The sequence below is a fragment of the Blastopirellula sp. SH421 genome (assembly GCF_057808535.1).
This window is the reverse complement of the sequence record NZ_CM173712.1, coordinates 179,695-196,532: the sequence shown is the minus strand read 5'-3', so window position 1 is coordinate 196,532 and position 16,838 is coordinate 179,695. Positions and strand designations below refer to the sequence as shown.

Here is a 16,838-nt window from a genome sequence, read left to right as displayed (position 1 = left end):
CTAAGGAAAAATAACGCAGTCCGGTCCACACGACTTCACTTCGCCGTGGGGATCGATTTTTGAACCTACTCTTCGTGAACCTTTTCGCCTCCTACCTCATCCAACCGATTACACCCCATTTCGCCCAACCAATGCAGGACTGTCGATGGGTAAAATCTACGAGAAGATCGATGATCGCATCGCGAAATTCATCCGCCACCAAAAGCTCTTTTTTGTCGCAACCGCGCCCTTAGCTGAGGACGGGCTGATTAATCTTTCGCCGAAGGGACTCGATTCGTTTCGGATCTTGGATCAGCAGACGGTCGCTTATCTGGATTTGACCGGCAGCGGCGTCGAGACAATCGCTCACGCCAAAGAGAATGGCCGGATCACCGTGATGTTTTGCGCGTTCGACGGTCCGCCGAATATCTTGCGACTGTATGGTCAGGCCGAAGTACTGGAGCCGGATCATGCCGACTTTGCCGCACTGCGTGAGCTCTTCCCGCCGATGCCCGGTACGCGTTCCATCATCCGCGTTCATGTGCAGCGGATCGCCGATACCTGCGGATACGCTGTTCCCAAATACCAGTTTGTCGAGGATCGCTCACAGTTGATTGACTACAGCGTCGCCAAGGGAGTGGATGGGCTGAAAGACTACCGCCGCGAAAAGAACATGACCAGCTTAGACGGGCTGAAGGGGCTTGATAACTTTGAGGGGGATTGGAGTGAGGAAAGCACCGATTGAAGTCGGTGACGAATGTCGAAGCAAGCACGAATGACCCAATGGCATTGTTACACGCTAAGCGATGCACCATTACCCGTTTGCGCCGCCGGTTGGTACGTCACCCTCTTTTTCTTCTTCGGACTCTTGATCGTTTTGAGCATCTTCGCTGCGGACAATCATCCGTTCGCGCGTTCGATCGACCAGCTTTAAGATGGTGGCCAGCGCTGTTTCGTCGCCAAAGTTTGAGCGTGAAGCTCGATCAATCATTTGCAACTGTTCTTCGATCGCTGCTTTGTCTTCTTCGCGACGAACCCGAGCAGAGACCGTCAGAATCGCTTCCATCAGACGCAATGTCGCCGCTTCGCTGTCGGCGCCGCTTTGACGAATTTGATTGAAAGCGGCGCCCAGAACTTCAGGAAACCCACAGGGCCACGCGATGACTCGCAATGTCTCATCGTCGTCGTAACGATAGGCGGAAGGAACCTCTCGCTGCGCCAAACGACAGAGCGCTGCGCCCAACCGATCAATGCTGTTCATCGCGGTAAAGGAGTCATTAATCCCCGGAGACAATGCCCTAATAGCGACCTGCACTAACTCATGCACAGCGCAGTTGACGTCTTGCCGAGGCGTGCGATTGGTTCCTATGATCAGCGTTTCGCGAATCGCACTTAGCAAATCATCGTTCACTCTGTCTGGCGGCCCTACCTCGGCGATCGCATCGCCAGTGGTGATAAAATCACCAGGTCTTTTTCGGAGTTCAATCATCACGTCTTGCGACTTGGCGGTTCCTAGCAGCGTAGAAATATCAATCCCCTGCAGGTAGCCTTCGGAGGTCGTGTCGACAGTCACGCAGTCGCGATGAAAACTTTCAAGCTCGGCGTCGCTTGGCTTTCCATTACCCGGCAAGGCTTTGCCGATTTCTTCAGGATAGAGACGTTCGATCGACGCGTTCAGATCATAACCAAGCGCCTCGACGATACGCGGCGCCTGGATCTCGCTGGCGACTTCATGCACGAAGTAAATCAAGATCATCAAGCAGGCGACCGCCGCGATGATCGCCGCGTTGACGGACAGCACCGGGACATAGTCATCTCGATCCTGCAATGTGCGCAGGACAAGAAAGCAATAGACGCTGGTCGCTAACAACGAACCCATCGCAACCTGTGCGGTGTTGTCTTCCATCCGACTGCGAAGCACACGTGATCCGTATTGCCCTGACGCGATCGAGAGAGTCACCATGTTTAAGGAGAAAACGACGCCGGCGACCGTGACCATCGAGCCGGCGATGGTGGATAAGACTGAGCGCGATCCAGCAGTCGTCGTCTGCAACCAGATCGATTCATACTTGGAGAAATCGACGGTCAGGTCCATCATCGGCAAGGTAAAGCCGAACATGATCCCCACGCACAGAAACAGGCTCGGTACGAACCAAAAGCTGGCCCGCGATCGATCCCAAAGCATCGTTAGGCGCGCTTCCATGACCTCAACTTCCGATTGTTATTGGCTCAAAAAAAGCGGGGTCAAAAAATTGGCCGCATCGTCCCACTGGTCGGCCGCCGCGCGAAAATCAACCTGCATCGCTCTCTTGGTCTTCGGCGTTTCGACCCGCGCCGGCACATCGACTTTCGTATTAAGCGGAATTTGCCCGCTGGGACCGGTTGCGAGCGTCGTTTCGACTGCAGGTTGTAACAAATAATCCACCAACTGCCGGGCTTTCTCGGGATGCGGGCAGTCGTTCAATATCGCTAAAGTGTTGGGAATGTAGAGGGTCCCTAACTCCCCTTCCCTTTGATCGGGGTAAACAACCGCCACCGGCGAGCCGCTTCGCAGTTCGCCCAACGCATCGTCCGTATCGGTTAGGCCAAATGCGATCTGTCCATTACCGACAGCGACGGCGACTTGTTTGTTGCCGGGAAACATCCGCGCGTTGGTTTTTAACTGGGTGAAAAAGGACTTCGCTTCCTGGGGTCCCCAAACCGCAAATAGCACCGCGGCATGCGTCGCGGTCGTCCCGAACAGCGGCTTGGCGAAACCGCATCGGCCTTTCCACCGTGGATCAATCAAATCACGAATCGAATCGGGACGCTCATCTGCTTTCACCAGGTCGGTATTTACCAGCAACACGCGAGCGCGGCTGGCGAATCCATGCCACGTTCCATCAGGCGAACGAAACTCGGCCGGAAAATCGGCGGCATTGGGAGGAATGTATGCGGTGAGCAGCCCCGCTTGCTCAAGCCGCAACGTGTTGAGCACTTCGTTGTTCCAAAAGACGTCACAGCGCGGCCGATCTTTCTCAGCCAATAGGGCGGCGGTCAGACCGACCGTCTTGTTCGCTTCGGTGTCATACTTGGCGGCGATATGAACGCCGGTTGCTTGTTCGAAGCCCAGAAAATGAGGCTCGGAAAATTCACGATCCAGCGCGACGTAGACCACCGCTTCGTTGTCGGATTCGAAACGACAGCCGTTGAGGAGGAACAGGAAAATAATAGCAGTCGTCAAAGTGGCGCCAGGCTGGATGATTGAAGTCCCTCGGCTCGCGACTCGGACTCCGATTCTTCGCCGTTTACCACTTTCCGCTTTCCGCTTTTCCTGGCTCATGTCGTTCCTTTCCCTCCGGCCGCAAACAACCTCCGCCGCATTCCCCAGACCCATAGCGACACAACGCTGCTGGCCGATAGGGCCGACAAGATCTCGGTCTGGTTGGCCATCAGCAAGATTGAATTGCTGCCCAACAAAACCAAGCTGCCGATCCCGATCAGTGCGATCGCTTGGACTGCAACCCACAGACTTGCGTTTCGCCGCTCATACGATGGCGGCGCCTGGAGACCTTGCCAGTCTAGAATCGCAATCCGTAAGTGCCCGGCCGACACGACAAGCTGAAAAATCACAGCCACCCCCCAAGCAAAGACCCCTGCGGTGGATAAATGCTGCAGATTTTGGGGAAATTCGGGCCAATCGAGTCCGCAAATCACCGCACCAACCAGCGAAATCCCCCCTGCAACCACATGGGACCAGGGATGGCGAACAACAGAATTGGTAGCGTCGAGCTTCGTCTCAGGCATTATTTCAACAGGCAAAGGAGTTTCAGTTTAGAATAACAAGTATGAACTATCCTTTCTGCCGGTAGAGCTGCGCAAGCTCTCGATTATTCCGATCGCCCAAGGATCACGCGATGCGATGGTTGCTGATTAGCATGATGCTGTTGTTTCTGGGGTGCGGAGCCAGCGACCAACCAGTGGCTGTACCGCCTACCGCGCCAGCATCCGGGAAGCCAGCGCCTAGCACCAAGCCTGTCAAACAACAGGTCAAACCGACCGAGCCAGTCAAACGAGCGACGATGGCTCCGATGAAAAAAGATGACGATGGCTCAATCGCGGTTCTCGATCAGTTCATGAACAACGACGACGCTGCCGATCGTTTTCGCGCGGCGCCAACCGAGCCGTATGTCGAATTCACAATCGATCCCCACAAACTAGCCGCCAACCAGCTGCGACAAGTGCAAGGGAAGCACTTGACCCTGGTGACCGACTTGCCGCCGTCACCCGAAGTAGACGAGTTGCCGGTCGTGTTAGACGCCGCGTTTCCACTGTGGTGCGAGTACTTTCAGATCGATCCGCTGAAGTACGCCGATTGGCATGTCAAAGCCTGCTTGATGTCGCGCGAAGAGCCCTTCGCGTCGGCCGAGCTCTTTCCGGCTGATTTACCGAATTTTTTGCATGGTTACTCGCGCGGCGACGCATTCTGGCTGCGTGATCAGCCGAGCGCCCAGTATCGCCGACATTTGCTGCTGCATGAGGGAACGCACTCGTTCATGCAAAAAATGTTTGGCGGCGGCGGACCTCCCTGGTACTCCGAAGGGATCGCCGAGTATTTCGGCACCCATTACTGGCGCGACGGCAAGCTGACCGTCGGCGTGATTCCGGCCTCCAAAGAAGAAATGCCAATGTGGGGACGCATCAAGATCATCCGTGACGACTTCGCCAACAGTCAGGGCAAGACGCTCGACGATGTGATGAACTATACGGCTGACGCCCATTTGCAAAACAGCCCCTACGGCTGGTGCTGGGGCGCGGTGACTTATTTAGAAAACAACCCTCGCACGCAGGTCCAATTTCGAAAGCTGCAAGAATATGTCCGGCTCGATTACGACATGAATCGTCGTTTCAAAGAATCGCTGGGAGACCAATGGCCATTGATCGATGAAGGCTGGCAAATGTTTGTCGCCAACGCCGACTATGGCTATGACTTTCCACGCAATCAAATTGTCTATGCCGCTGGCAAGCCGCTCACCGGCGGCATGGCCACCGCGATCATTCAGTCAAATCGCGGCTGGCAATCGACCGGCATTTTGTTGGAAGCAGGCAAAACCTACGAGATCGTCGCCAAAGGCCGTTACCTGCTGCAACAAAACCCTGAATGGCCCTGCGAACCCAATGGAATCACCCTCTCCTACTTCAACGGGCGTCCGCTTGGTGAGCTGTTATGCGGCCTTCGACCAGATGATTGGAACGGCCCCGCCGCTTCGCCGTTGACCATGTACGAAACGGTCGGCAATCAGCGGACGCTGACCCCGCCGCTTACGGCGACTCTGTACATGAAAGTGAATGACCACCCAGGCCAACTGGCCGATAACATCGGCGAAGTCGAAATCGCTGTTCGTGAGCAACCCCAATAGCGTTAGATTTGCTTTCACCGTAAGTTTCTCTATGCTTCCCCTAGGGAGAGCATTATGAAACATGCAATTTCACTGATTGGTCTGCTGCTTTTTGCAGCGCCGGCAATCGCGCAAGATCTGCCTCCGAATACAGCGCCATCGCCTTCGGCATTGCGACGATTGTCAGCGCGTGAGCAGTATCTGTATGGATCGCTTTATAGCGGCGTTTCGCGCCATGCCTCGGTCGATCAATACTTGCTGGATCAAGGTCTCGACTCGGCTGGCAAGCTCCCCATTCTGCCGTATCGTCGTCGCGCGGACGCGACTTTTCCCAATGGCTTTCCGCTTCCAGCCCAAACCCTACGTGGATACACGCAGCCGAAGATCGGGCTTGAGCGCTACTATCGGTCGACACGCCCCCTGCCCCGTCTAACTGCGACCGAACGAGCCGAAGCGCCGCTTTACCGCGGACCTTCGCGTCCCGGCATGATCGCCCCAAGAGCCGAAGCAAATCGCTCGGTCCCCAGTTGGCAGCGCGACGGGAAGTAGATGTGAAGCTGACAAGACATAAAAAACGCCGACCTAATGGCCGGCGTTCTATATTTCGGGTTACCGCGACTAATTAGCCATCGATACCGGCCCAATAACCCCCGCGTGAGTGATCGAACATCACTTCGATGCCGGGGCGTGAGACGTCGAACTTCCCTTCACGATAGACTTCTTTGCCGCAAACCCAGGTGCGAACCGGCCAGCCGGTGACTTCGCGACCTTCAAAGGGAGTCCAGCGACACTTTGTCTGCATGTGGGGACCACGAATCGCCATCGTTTTGTTCATGTCGACTAGGACCAAGTCGGCGTCGTAGCCAACTTCGATCCGACCTTTTTCCAGGATGTCCCAGACCAATGCTGGGCCTTCGCACATCCAATGGACCACGTCTTCTAGTGTGCACTTCTCTTTGGCCACAAGGTCCAACATCAACGGCAGCGAGGTCTCGACGCCGGGGACGCCGGACGGGCTGTCGGGGTAACGCTGGCATTTGTCCTCGTAACGATGCGGCGCGTGATCGGTCGCAATAATCTGAATCTGATCGTCCAACAGCGCTTGCAGCAAAGCCGCGTTGTCGGCCGCCGACTTGAGGGCTGGATTCATCTGGGCCAGCGTCCCAAGATGCATATAGTCCGACTCATTCATCAGCAGGTGATGCGGCGTTACTTCGGCGGTGATGAGGTCTGCATGATCTTCAAACTCCGCCAAAGCCAATGCCGACGACATATGACATAGATGGAGTCGGTGCTTGTATTCTTTGGCCAATGCAACCGCTTTGCGAACGGCGGAAGCTTCGGCTTCTGGAGTACGAATCCGCGAGTGATCGACCACGTTGCGCGTTAGCCCGAACTCTTCAAAGTTCTTCGTGATGATATTTTCGTCTTCGGCATGGACGGCGATCGGCAATTTTGTCTCGGCGAAGATCGCCTCTAACATCGCCGGATCTTTCAAAAACAGGTCGCCGGTGGTGCTTCCCATGTAGATCTTGATGCCGGGCGTCCGCTTCGCTTTTTTCAGCTCGCCGATGTTGTCGAGCGTAGCGCCGATGAAAAAGCCATAGTTAACGATGCTTTTGACTGAAGCGAGCGTCAGCTTTTCTTCCAGCAACTTCTGTGAGATTGTCCCAGGACTGGTGTTAGGCATGTCCAGGATGGTGGTCACGCCCCCTTTGGCGGCCGCCATGCTGCCGGTGCGGAGGTCTTCTTTGTCAGTGCCGCCGGGATCACGCATGTGGACATGCGCGTCAATCACGCCGGGCAACAGATGCATACCGTAGGCGTACACGGTTTCATCCGCTTCGACCGTTTCGGCCGGATCGATCTCGACAATAGTCGCGCCATCCAGCAGGACCGACGTTTTCGACGGACCGTCGGGAAGCATCACAATGGCATTCTTAATCAGCGTTTTCATGCTATTTCCTCAGGCCGCAAGGGGCCGCAGGCGTTCCAATCACTTCGGCGACGACAAGACAGTCGTGGCGCCAGAGACGGAGAAATTTGAGATAACGGGCCGCTGTTGGGCGGGTGAACGAGCCCACAGGCAGCTCGCATTAGCCTATCGGACATTGCCCGAAGGCCGGGATCGCCGCCGAGATACGGGCGACGTCGGTCTAGCGTAAGTCGTTAATGTACCGCGAATTCGGACGGGATAAAAGCCGGCAAGCGTAGGGTGAAAATAGTCGTTCTGGGCAAACTATTCGTGTACTATCGATGTCAACCCTGCAAGAGCGCTGCCGCACCACCCATAACTACGGCATTTAGGGAATTCTTGTCCATCTTCGATGGTGACTCTCGCTGTTTAATTAGGGACGGAAACGTCTCGTTTTATCTCCCGGCCATCTCCCCCTCGGATTCCTTTGGATTATGGCGATCAATAAACGCCCATCCATGCGTCATGGAATGGACCAACAGCTTCGCACTTCTGCTCTATTTTGCGAACAACTAGAAGTACGAGCAATGCTGGCCGGCGATATGGAACCGCCGCTCACAGTCGCGCCAGCAATGCTGAAAGATATTAATGCCGGATCCTCTAGTTCAAACCCTACTTATCTAACTGAGTCTGGTGGGTTCATCTTTTTCACCGCCGCAAATTCGGATGGAAACGGCTTGTGGCGCACCGACGGAACCGAAGAAAACACTACCCTTGTGAAGCTGTTTCCCAATGCCAATCTGACGTTTCCAGACAACATCGTCGCCGACAACGGCAGCGTCTACTTCTACGTGCGTGACAATTTCAATGTCGTCTCACTCTGGAAGTCGAACGGGACAGAAGCGGGGACGACGCTGCTTGTCGAAGACTTCTCCGGGGCGAACCTGACCCTCGCTGGCGGAAAACTATTCTTCTATCATGCAGACAGCATCCATGGGAGCGAGCTTTGGACTTCGGACGGCACAGCCGCCGGCACCAAGCTGGTGAAGGACATCTATGTCGGCTCGACCGGGAGCGTCCAAACGAATATTGAGTCGCCGGTCGCTGTGGGTGACACAGTTTATTTCACCGCAATTGACGACGGACCGAGCGGCTATCAGTTGTGGAAATCGGACGGCACCGAAGAGGGAACCGTCAGGGTGTTTGATTCTGGGGCTTATAATTTTGGGCCCAATCGCATGCTGGAATTTGACGATGCGCTTTACTTTTTTGCGTTTGACTCCACTGCGGGATATACCCTATGGCGATCCGACGGCACTGCTGCCGGGACCCAGAAAGTTTCTGAGGTCTCCGTGCGCACTACTTTTTCACGGCTTGTCGAATTTAAGAACGAACTCTATTTCACAGGCGGCGGTCCGCTCAACGGCGGTTGGGAACTGTGGAAGTCGGACGGAACGATCGGCAACGCTGTCCAGGTTACGGACATTAATCCGGGATACCTAAGCTCCTATGCCACCAAGATGGTCGCGACAGGAGATACTCTCTTTTTTACCGCCGACGATGGAATCCATGGCGAAGAGTTATGGAGGACTGATGGAACGCCAGGCGAAGAGACGATGGTTGCTGATCTGCTGGCGAACAGCCCCTTCTTTACGCCTCCTTGGTCCAGTGAATTGATCGCGGCCAAGAACGAAGACGCGGTCTATTTTAGATTCTTCCAAGACGCCACCGGACAAGAACTCTGGCGCACCGACGGTACGTCCGAAGGGACCTACATGGTTGTCGACATCTATCCCGGCAGCCTAAGTTCTAGCCCCAGCGAAATCACAGCGATTAATAATAAAGTCGTATTCGTCGCCTCGGATCCAATCTATGGCAAAGAACTACGCGTCGCGACAATTGGGTCGCCGCTCAATCAAGCGCCCAACATTCATACCGGCGGCCCTTACTTTGCACCAGAAGGGAGCAGCATTCAGCTAGACGCCAGCGGTACGACAGACGATCGCAATGCGACGGAAGAACTGTCGTTCCAATGGGACCTGGATGGCGATAGCGAGTACGACGACGCGGTCGGGCCTATGCCGATTATGTCATTGGCCGATCTGGGCGGGCTTTCGGTGCTCAATATCAGCGTGAAGGTGACCGACTTGGACGGCGCGGTTACGATCCGCGACACGACGCTTGCAATCGAAAATCTAGCGCCACAATTATCGGTGCTGACGCCCAGCGTCGTCATCAATCAAGAAGAATCAGCTTTCAACAGCGGCGCCTACGCTGACGTGGCGGCTGATACGATCACGCTTTCCGCTTCGCTCGGCACGATCGTCGACAATCACGACGGCACATGGAGTTGGAGCTGGGACTCAACCGATAGTCCGCCGGGGTTTAAAATCGTGACGATCACCGCCGCTGACGGTGATACCCTGACGCAAGTGATATTCGATGTGACGATCAACAACCTTGCGCCGACTGTGGGCGTCAACGCGAACAGTGTAACTGTGGACGAAGGATCGCAGGCGACTAACAGCGGAACATTCGGCGATCCGGATGGCGACCTAGTGACGATCGACGCCAGCCTCGGCAACATCACTCAAGATGATCAGAATGGCGAGTGGAGCTGGTCGCTGGATGAGCTTGACGGGCCAAGCGATTCGCAAACAATCAAGATCACCGCGACCGATTCAGATGGCGGGACGTCATTTGTTACGTTTGCTCTAACTGTCAATAACGTCGTTCCAACGGTTGCCGCTGACACAGCAAGCGTGACCGTACTGGAAGGATCCGTCGCAACAAATAGCGGCGAATTCACCGATCTCGGCGGCGATACCGTCACTATCACCGCCAGTGTCGGCGCAATCACGCGAGATGATCAGAATGGCGTCTGGAGCTGGTCCTACTTTGCGATCAACGGGCCGGAAGAATCCCAAACGGTCACTATTACCGCAACCGACTCCGATGGCGATGCCTCCTTTATTACGTTTGAGCTGAATGTCGAGAATGCCTCACCCACGATCGGCATCGATGAAGACGACATTACGACGAACGAGGGCTCGAAGGCGACCAACAGCGGTACGTTCGGAGATCTTGGCGCGGATAGCATTACCATTTCCGCCAGCATCGGCATGATCACACAGGATAATCAGACCGGAACCTGGAGTTGGTCCTACGAAACGCTCAACGGGCCTAGCGACACGCAAAAGATCACGATCACTGCGACCGACTCGGATGGCGCCGCCTCATTTTCAACCTTCAACTTACACGTCGACAACGCCGCTCCGACAATTGCCGCCGAGACATCTTCTCCAGTCTTCACGATTGGCATGACCGCCGAAGTAAAAGGTACATTCAGCGACCCCGGCAATGACGCTGTCCTGCTCTCATCTTCGGTCGGCGACGTCGTGAACAACATGGACGGCACATGGACATGGTCTCTGGTCGACGTTCAGCTCAGCGATAGCCAGACAGTAACGATCACCGCCGATGACAACGAAGGAGGCGTCACCCAGACAACCTTCTCGCTGACCGTGCTGCCGCAGGCGGAAGTGCACCTCACCATCGGCAGTTCCGCTGCCGTGACCGATGATGCGGGCGAAGCCGCACTGCTGCCAGACGACCTATTGTCGATCCACGAGTGGAACACGTTCACCGTCGATGTTTGGGTCTTGCGCGATCCGCAAGATGTTGACAACTTGATCAGCGTCTCCCTGAGCTTGAACTACAACAGCGACTGGTTCCAACTCGACAGTTCGACCGCCAGCAGCGGCGTCGGCCAGTTGAACGTCAACAATACCGGCGACGCGCTGGAAATTGACGCCAGCCAAATCATTGCCGGCGATGTCGGGCAAGGCGTCTACTTCCTGGTCGGCAGTTTTCACTTCAAGCCAATTTCCCATGGCGGCCTCCCCAACGACTCTAGCGGCGCCTATCCCGATCCGATTACCGATCTGCAGTTCATGGTGACGGACGTCCAACTGACGCTCGACAATTATGGCGACGTTCCGGGCCATCAGACCGGCAATCCGGCGACGCAAATGGAAGTTGTCCCCTACGACGTCAACGACGATGGCGCGATTTCTTTGGTCGACCTCTCCTACCTGGTTCGCAACATCGGTAATCCGGTCGCTAGTTTCCCGGCTGCGTATAAGTTCGATTTCGATCGAAACGGCGTTGTGTCGCTGATTGATCTGACCTACTTGATTCGTAACCTGGGCGCCAATGCGAACGGTGGCGACCAAATCCAGTTGCCAAGCAGCTATGCGGTGCAACCGACAGCCGCGCCGCTTGAGAGCGAATCCAACCTTCCTGCGCCGATTAGCATGCTGCTGGAAGCGGAAGCGATCACGACGAGTAGCGAAGCCGCCAACGTTGACGCCGCATTCGGCAATCTTGGTACTTGGCCGGATGGTTGGGAATTTCCGACCGTGGAGGGAGAGGAGGAAACCTTCGACCCGTCTCTTCTACTTGACCACAGTCAGTGGCAATTGCACGAATCGCCTGACTGGTTGCTGCAAGAATCGGCAGTCATTCATCGCGTTACCGACAACGACGCCGAGCCATTGGACGATCTGGAAGAGGAGTTTCCGCAGCTCTATCGGTTCGTGACGCGTCCCAAAAGTCGCTTTCCGATCCTGTAACGGACGTCTTGTTTTTTCGTCGGCCTAATTCTTATCGATCGCGGCTCGCGACTCTTTTGGTGTCGTGCGAACTTTTTGAGTAATCCACGAAATAAACCTAGGCGGATGACGTAAATTTTTCGCCAAAAAGCCTAAGGCCGCCCAAATCTGAATCGCCAGCGGCGCCTTAAAGAGGCTACAATCGGCCCAGCCTATCATGCCCTTTCGGGGGATCTGTCGTCCCAACTGCGGCGTCTTGAACGGGCAACCAGTTTGACTCTCCCCCATCTGCAGCAGAATTGCCGATTCGATATGCGTAAAAAACCTTCTCGGCTGGACGGCTCCCGTTTATCGTCCCGATCGCGTCGCACCCTGAATCTGGGCTCAGAGCAGTTAGAAGTGCGCGCCATGTTGGCCGGTGATACCGATCCGCCTGCCGACTTCATCACCGCGGCTGGTAGTGAGTTTCTGATCAACACGACCACTATTTATAGTCAAGCGTCGCCGGTGTCGGCGTCCGATGCAGACGGCAATTATGTCGTTGCCTGGATCAGCGGTTTGCAAGACGGCAGCGACCGCGGCATTATCGCCCAGCGATACTCGGCTGCTGGGACGCAGCTCGGCGGCGAGATTCTGGTCAATACCTATACCGCGAACACGCAAACGAATCCGGCGATTGGAATGGATGATGACGGCAACTTTGTCATCACCTGGGAGAGCTTTAAAACCGAAGGCTACCGCAACGGAATCTACGCTCAGCGGTACGCCGCCGATGGAACTGCTCTTGGCGAAGAATTTCAGGTCAATACTTATGACCAAAAACACCAGTTCAATCCCGCAATCGCTATGGAGGATGACGGCGCCTTTGTCATCGCCTGGCAGGGCTCCCATGATGACGACAACGTGAGCATCTACGCCCAGCGGTATTTAGCCGATGGGACCGCCGCAGGCGAAGAATTTCGGGTGAGCACGAATCTCGCAACCCTGCAATTAAACCCAGCAATCGCGATGAAGGACAACGGCGACTTTCTCATCGCTTGGCAAGGCACTCAAGGAGTTGCCTCCACCAACGACATTCATGCTCGATGGTACACGGCCGATGGTATGACCAGCGGAGATGAGTTCCTGGTCAATACCTATAAATCAAACGCCCAAACAAATCCAGCGATCGCGATAGAGGATAACGGCGCTTTAGTCATCGCCTGGCAAAGCCTAGGGCAAGATTCGAATGGAGAAGGGATCTATGCCCAGCGTTTTGATGTCGATGGCATAGCAAGCGGCGGCGAGTTTCGGGTCAACACCTATGTTAAAAGCGAGCAAAGCAACCCTACGATCGCGATGGATGACGATGGCGACTTTATCATCGCATGGCAAAGCTTCGATCAAGACGGCAGCGATTTTGGCGTCTATGCCCAGCGGTATCAAGCCGATGGAACGGCGATTGGCGTAGAATTTCGGGCCAACACGCACCTGACGAGCGAGCAATCGAATCCAGCGATTGCAATGATCGGGGACGACAGCGTCTTTGTCATCGCATGGCAAAGCGATGGTCAAGACAGCGACGACGAAGGTGTCTTGGCACAGCGATTTGCTGAAGCTCCGCCGAGTGTTGCAGTTGTACACTTTGGCGGTTTGGCGGCTACCGAAAATGCTATCCTGCAACAACGTTCTGATCGCCTCACGGTCCGCTTTAACGAGGTATTGGCGACCTCTGGGGTTTCTGATCTGACCAGTCCAGCCAACTGGAAACTAGAGCTGAATGGTCAAGACATCCGTTCGCAAATCTTGCAAATCACTCCAAGCGTTAGTAATCAACAAACCGAGGTGGAAATACTGCTCGATGCGCCGATCTACGATGGCGAATTGACCTTGACCATTGATGACAGCATTACTGACCTGGCCGGCCGCGATTTGGATGGGGACGCGGATGGAATCGCAGGGGGAGACTACGTGCTGAACTTTTTGGTCGATGCCCAAGGCCCACTGGAAGCCGCTTTTCGCGTCAACACGACACTTGTTGGCGGCCAATCGAGCCCAGCGATGGCCAGCGCCGCCGATGGCTCGTTCGTGATCACCTGGGACGGATATGCTCCCGGCGACAATCGCTTCGGCATCTACGCTCAACGATATGCCGCTGACGGCGCCAAGATCGGCGGTGAGTTTCGGGTGAATACCTATATCACAAAGGATCAAATCAATCCCTCGATCGCGATGACGGATGCCGGCGACTTTGTCATCACCTGGCAAAGTGCAGCACAAGATGGCAGTAACTACAGTGTGTACGCCCAACGCTACCAAGCCGATGGAACGGCGGTTGGCGACGAATTTCGTGTCAACACGTTCTATGCTTTTGAACAGTCAATTCCGACGATCGCAATGAACAATGACCGATCTTTTGTCATCGCTTGGCAAAGCGCCGGACAAGACGGTAGTCTCGAAGGAATCTACGCCCAGCGTTTCACTGCCGAGGGAATCAAAGACGGTGTCGAATTTCGCGTTAACACCCAAGTGACGGACCGTCAAATTGCTCCTTCGATCGCCATGAATGCCAACGGCGACTATGTCATCACTTGGCAAAGCTATCAACAAGACGGCAGTGGTTACGGAGTCTATGCTCAGCGTTACTCGGCCAATGGGACGGCGGTTGGCTCCGAATTTCAGGTCAACACCTCCGTTGGCTCTAACCAACTTGGATCAAAGGTAGTGCTAGGAGAGGATGGCGACTTTATTATCACTTGGAGCAGCATCGATGGCGATAATTGGGGAATCTTCGCCCAACGTTTTACGGCCGAAGCCACGGCAATCGGCGGCGAATTTCGGGTTAATACCTACGTCACCAATATCCAATACGGTCCCGCGATCGCAATGGATCAGAATGGCAATTTCGTCATCACTTGGCATAGCCATGAGCAAGATGGCAGCGGCCACGGCGTCTATGCCCAACGTTACACCGCAGATGGAACCGCTTTTGGGGGAGAATTTCGGGCGAATACCAATGTCATGCATGACCAGTCTCGACCTGCGATCGTGATGTTGAATGAAGGCGATTTCCTGATTGCTTGGGAAGGATATGTTTCTACCGATAACAACTACGACGTCACGGCCCAACGCTTCCAATTTCTCTTAGAAGCTGGTGGGCCGTATATCGTTGACGAGGGCGAGGACTTGCTCCTGGACGCCTCCGCAGTTGGTGACAACATCGTCAGCTACCTTTGGGACTGGGACGGCGATGGCCTGTTCGATGACGCGACCGGCGTCGCGCCGACAATCTCGGCCGCAACGCTGGCGACGCTCGTACCAGGTGGGAACGGCGTCTTCGAGATCGTCCTCGGCCTGATCGACAATGAGGGCAGGATGGGGACCAACGCCACCCCGATCACAATCAATAATGTTGCGCCAACGATTGCGGCCGATCTGTCGGCGCCTGTCTTTACCGCCGGTACGACGGCCGTTGTTACAGGCACTTACAGCGATCCCGGCGATGACGCGATCTCGTTTTCGTCATCGATTGGCTCGATAGTCAACAACTTGGACGGCACTTGGAGCTGGTCTCTTGGTGATGTCCAGATCAGCGACACTCAAACCGTTACGATTACTGCCGATGACGGCGATGGGGGGATCACCCAAACGACGTTTATTCTGACCGTACTACCGCAGGCCGAAGCCTACCTCACTATCGGCAGTTCCGCCGCCGTTACCGATGCATCCGGTGAAGTTCCGATGTTGCCTGACGATCTGGCGCGGTTGCATGAGTGGAGTCGGTTCACGGTCAATGTTTGGATCAGACTTGATGAGCAGTATGTCGACGACCTAAGTGCGATTGATCTCACACTTCATTACAACTACGCCTGGTTCCAGCTGGAAAATTGGACCGCCAGCAGCGGTGTTGAACAGTTGAATGCCAACAATACCGGCGACTCTTTGGAAATCACCGCAAGCCAATTGATTGCCGGCGATGCGGGACAAAACGGCTACTTCCTGATCGGTAGTCTTCACTTTCAACCGAGTTCAACAGGCGGCGCTCCTAACGACACGATCGGCTCCTATCCCGCACCGATCGACGATCTGCAATTTACGCTGACCGACATTGACCTGACGATCGACAATTATGGCGATGCGCCTGGCCACCAGGTCGGCGTCCCTACGACGCAATTAGAAGTCGTTCCCTATGACTCCAATGATGATGGATCGATCACGCTGGTCGACCTCTCTGACCTGGTCCGTAACATCGGAAATCCGGTCGCCAGCTTCCCGTCAGCGTTCAAGCACGATTTCGATCGAAACGGCGTCGTCTCGCTGATCGACCTCTCTTACTTGATTCGAAACATCGGGCTCAACACGAATGACAGCAGCCAAGTCCGGCTGCCGAGCAGCTACGCGGTGCAACCACAGGCAGCGCCGCTCGAGAGCGAATCAATCATCGCGCAGCCTGTCAGCAATTTGCTGGAAGCAGAAGCGATCACGCTGAATCGCGAAGCTACCAACATCGATGCGGCGTTTGGCAATCTCAACTCGCTGATCGAAGGTGAAGCGTTTCCGACAAAAGAGGAAGAAGCAGAAACGCTTGACTTCTCCTTTGCCTTGGACCATGCCTCCTGGCGGCCAGCCTTCTCGCCTGATTGGGCGCTGCAGGAATCGACGGTTGGTGATTACGTTGTTGATCACACTGTCGAGTTGCTTGACGAATTGGAAGAAGAGTTTCCTAAGCTCGACAGATTCATCGATCGGCTAAAGAGCCGAATCGAGGATCGCTAACGGTCACGACCTCCGACACAAGCAGCGCGGCCTAGCAGGTTCGGAAATCGCACAGCCACCTACGAAATCTGCTTGCCGCCCCTTGGCATTTTTTTCGTCGAAAGGGGCTAAATCTCGATATGTAACTCGCTAAATAGGACGCCAACCAGTTACAATCGAGGATGTAAAGCAGCCCTGCCGGGGGACGTTGCCCCCCAG

At 55.1% G+C, this 16,838-nt stretch carries 9 protein-coding genes; 5 read left to right on the top strand and 4 right to left on the bottom strand.

What is annotated here, in order from left to right:
• Positions 1–145: 145 nt before the first annotated feature.
• A complete protein-coding gene (locus SH421x_RS00755) occupies positions 146–724 on the top strand; it encodes a pyridoxamine 5'-phosphate oxidase family protein (protein ID WP_488853386.1) in 579 nt (192 codons plus the stop codon).
• A gap of 69 nt (positions 725–793) precedes the next feature.
• Here the strand turns inward: SH421x_RS00755 and SH421x_RS00750 are convergent, their stop codons facing one another.
• Genes SH421x_RS00750 through SH421x_RS00740 form a run of 3 tightly spaced genes read right to left on the bottom strand, consistent with a single transcriptional unit; the run spans position 794 to position 3,780 of the window.
• On the bottom strand, positions 794–2,182 hold the full coding sequence (locus tag SH421x_RS00750; protein WP_488853385.1) for a DUF2254 domain-containing protein: 1,389 nt from the start codon (positions 2,180–2,182) through the stop codon (positions 794–796).
• An 18-nt stretch (positions 2,183–2,200) separates the two neighbouring features.
• Positions 2,201–3,301 (bottom strand): extracellular solute-binding protein, encoded by a 1,101-nt coding sequence (locus tag SH421x_RS00745; RefSeq protein WP_488853384.1) that lies wholly within the window; start codon positions 3,299–3,301, stop codon positions 2,201–2,203.
• Complete coding sequence (locus SH421x_RS00740) at positions 3,298–3,780, bottom strand: hypothetical protein (RefSeq protein WP_488853383.1); 483 nt, start codon at positions 3,778–3,780, stop codon at positions 3,298–3,300. The genes SH421x_RS00745 and SH421x_RS00740 overlap by 4 nt, the downstream gene beginning before the upstream one ends.
• Positions 3,781–3,875: 95 nt before the next feature.
• On the opposite strand from SH421x_RS00740, the gene SH421x_RS00735 reads away from it, so the two are divergent.
• Positions 3,876–5,378 carry a hypothetical protein gene (locus tag SH421x_RS00735; RefSeq protein WP_488853382.1) on the top strand — a complete coding sequence of 501 codons (1,503 nt, stop codon included), beginning with the start codon at positions 3,876–3,878 and terminating at the stop codon, positions 5,376–5,378.
• 54 nt (positions 5,379–5,432) lie between these two features.
• Positions 5,433–5,906, top strand: coding sequence for a hypothetical protein (locus SH421x_RS00730; RefSeq protein ID WP_488853381.1), 474 nt, complete (start codon positions 5,433–5,435; stop codon positions 5,904–5,906).
• Positions 5,907–5,979: 73 nt separating this feature from the next.
• Here SH421x_RS00730 and SH421x_RS00725 read toward each other — a convergent pair whose 3' ends face one another.
• Complete coding sequence (locus tag SH421x_RS00725; protein ID WP_488853380.1) at positions 5,980–7,314, bottom strand: dihydroorotase; 1,335 nt, start codon at positions 7,312–7,314, stop codon at positions 5,980–5,982.
• A gap of 452 nt (positions 7,315–7,766) precedes the next feature.
• Between SH421x_RS00725 and SH421x_RS00720 the strand changes: the two genes are divergently transcribed.
• Both SH421x_RS00720 and SH421x_RS00715 read left to right on the top strand, forming a co-directional pair.
• Positions 7,767–11,906 carry a dockerin type I domain-containing protein gene (locus SH421x_RS00720; RefSeq protein WP_488853379.1) on the top strand — a complete coding sequence of 1,380 codons (4,140 nt, stop codon included), beginning with the start codon at positions 7,767–7,769 and terminating at the stop codon, positions 11,904–11,906.
• A 291-nt stretch (positions 11,907–12,197) separates the two neighbouring features.
• On the top strand, positions 12,198–16,640 hold the full coding sequence (locus SH421x_RS00715) for a hypothetical protein (RefSeq protein ID WP_488853378.1): 4,443 nt from the start codon (positions 12,198–12,200) through the stop codon (positions 16,638–16,640).
• Positions 16,641–16,838 lie beyond the last annotated feature (198 nt).

Coding starts and splice junctions, on each gene's coding strand:
- SH421x_RS00755 (WP_488853386.1), top strand. CDS start 146: ATGGGTAAAATCTACGAGAAGATCGATGATCGCATCGCGAAATTCATC.
- SH421x_RS00750 (WP_488853385.1), bottom strand. CDS start 2,182: ATGGAAGCGCGCCTAACGATGCTTTGGGATCGATCGCGGGCCAGCTTT.
- SH421x_RS00745 (WP_488853384.1), bottom strand. CDS start 3,301: ATGAGCCAGGAAAAGCGGAAAGCGGAAAGTGGTAAACGGCGAAGAATC.
- SH421x_RS00735 (WP_488853382.1), top strand. CDS start 3,876: ATGCGATGGTTGCTGATTAGCATGATGCTGTTGTTTCTGGGGTGCGGA.
- SH421x_RS00730 (WP_488853381.1), top strand. CDS start 5,433: ATGAAACATGCAATTTCACTGATTGGTCTGCTGCTTTTTGCAGCGCCG.
- SH421x_RS00725 (WP_488853380.1), bottom strand. CDS start 7,314: ATGAAAACGCTGATTAAGAATGCCATTGTGATGCTTCCCGACGGTCCG.
- SH421x_RS00720 (WP_488853379.1), top strand. CDS start 7,767: ATGGCGATCAATAAACGCCCATCCATGCGTCATGGAATGGACCAACAG.
- SH421x_RS00715 (WP_488853378.1), top strand. CDS start 12,198: ATGCGTAAAAAACCTTCTCGGCTGGACGGCTCCCGTTTATCGTCCCGA.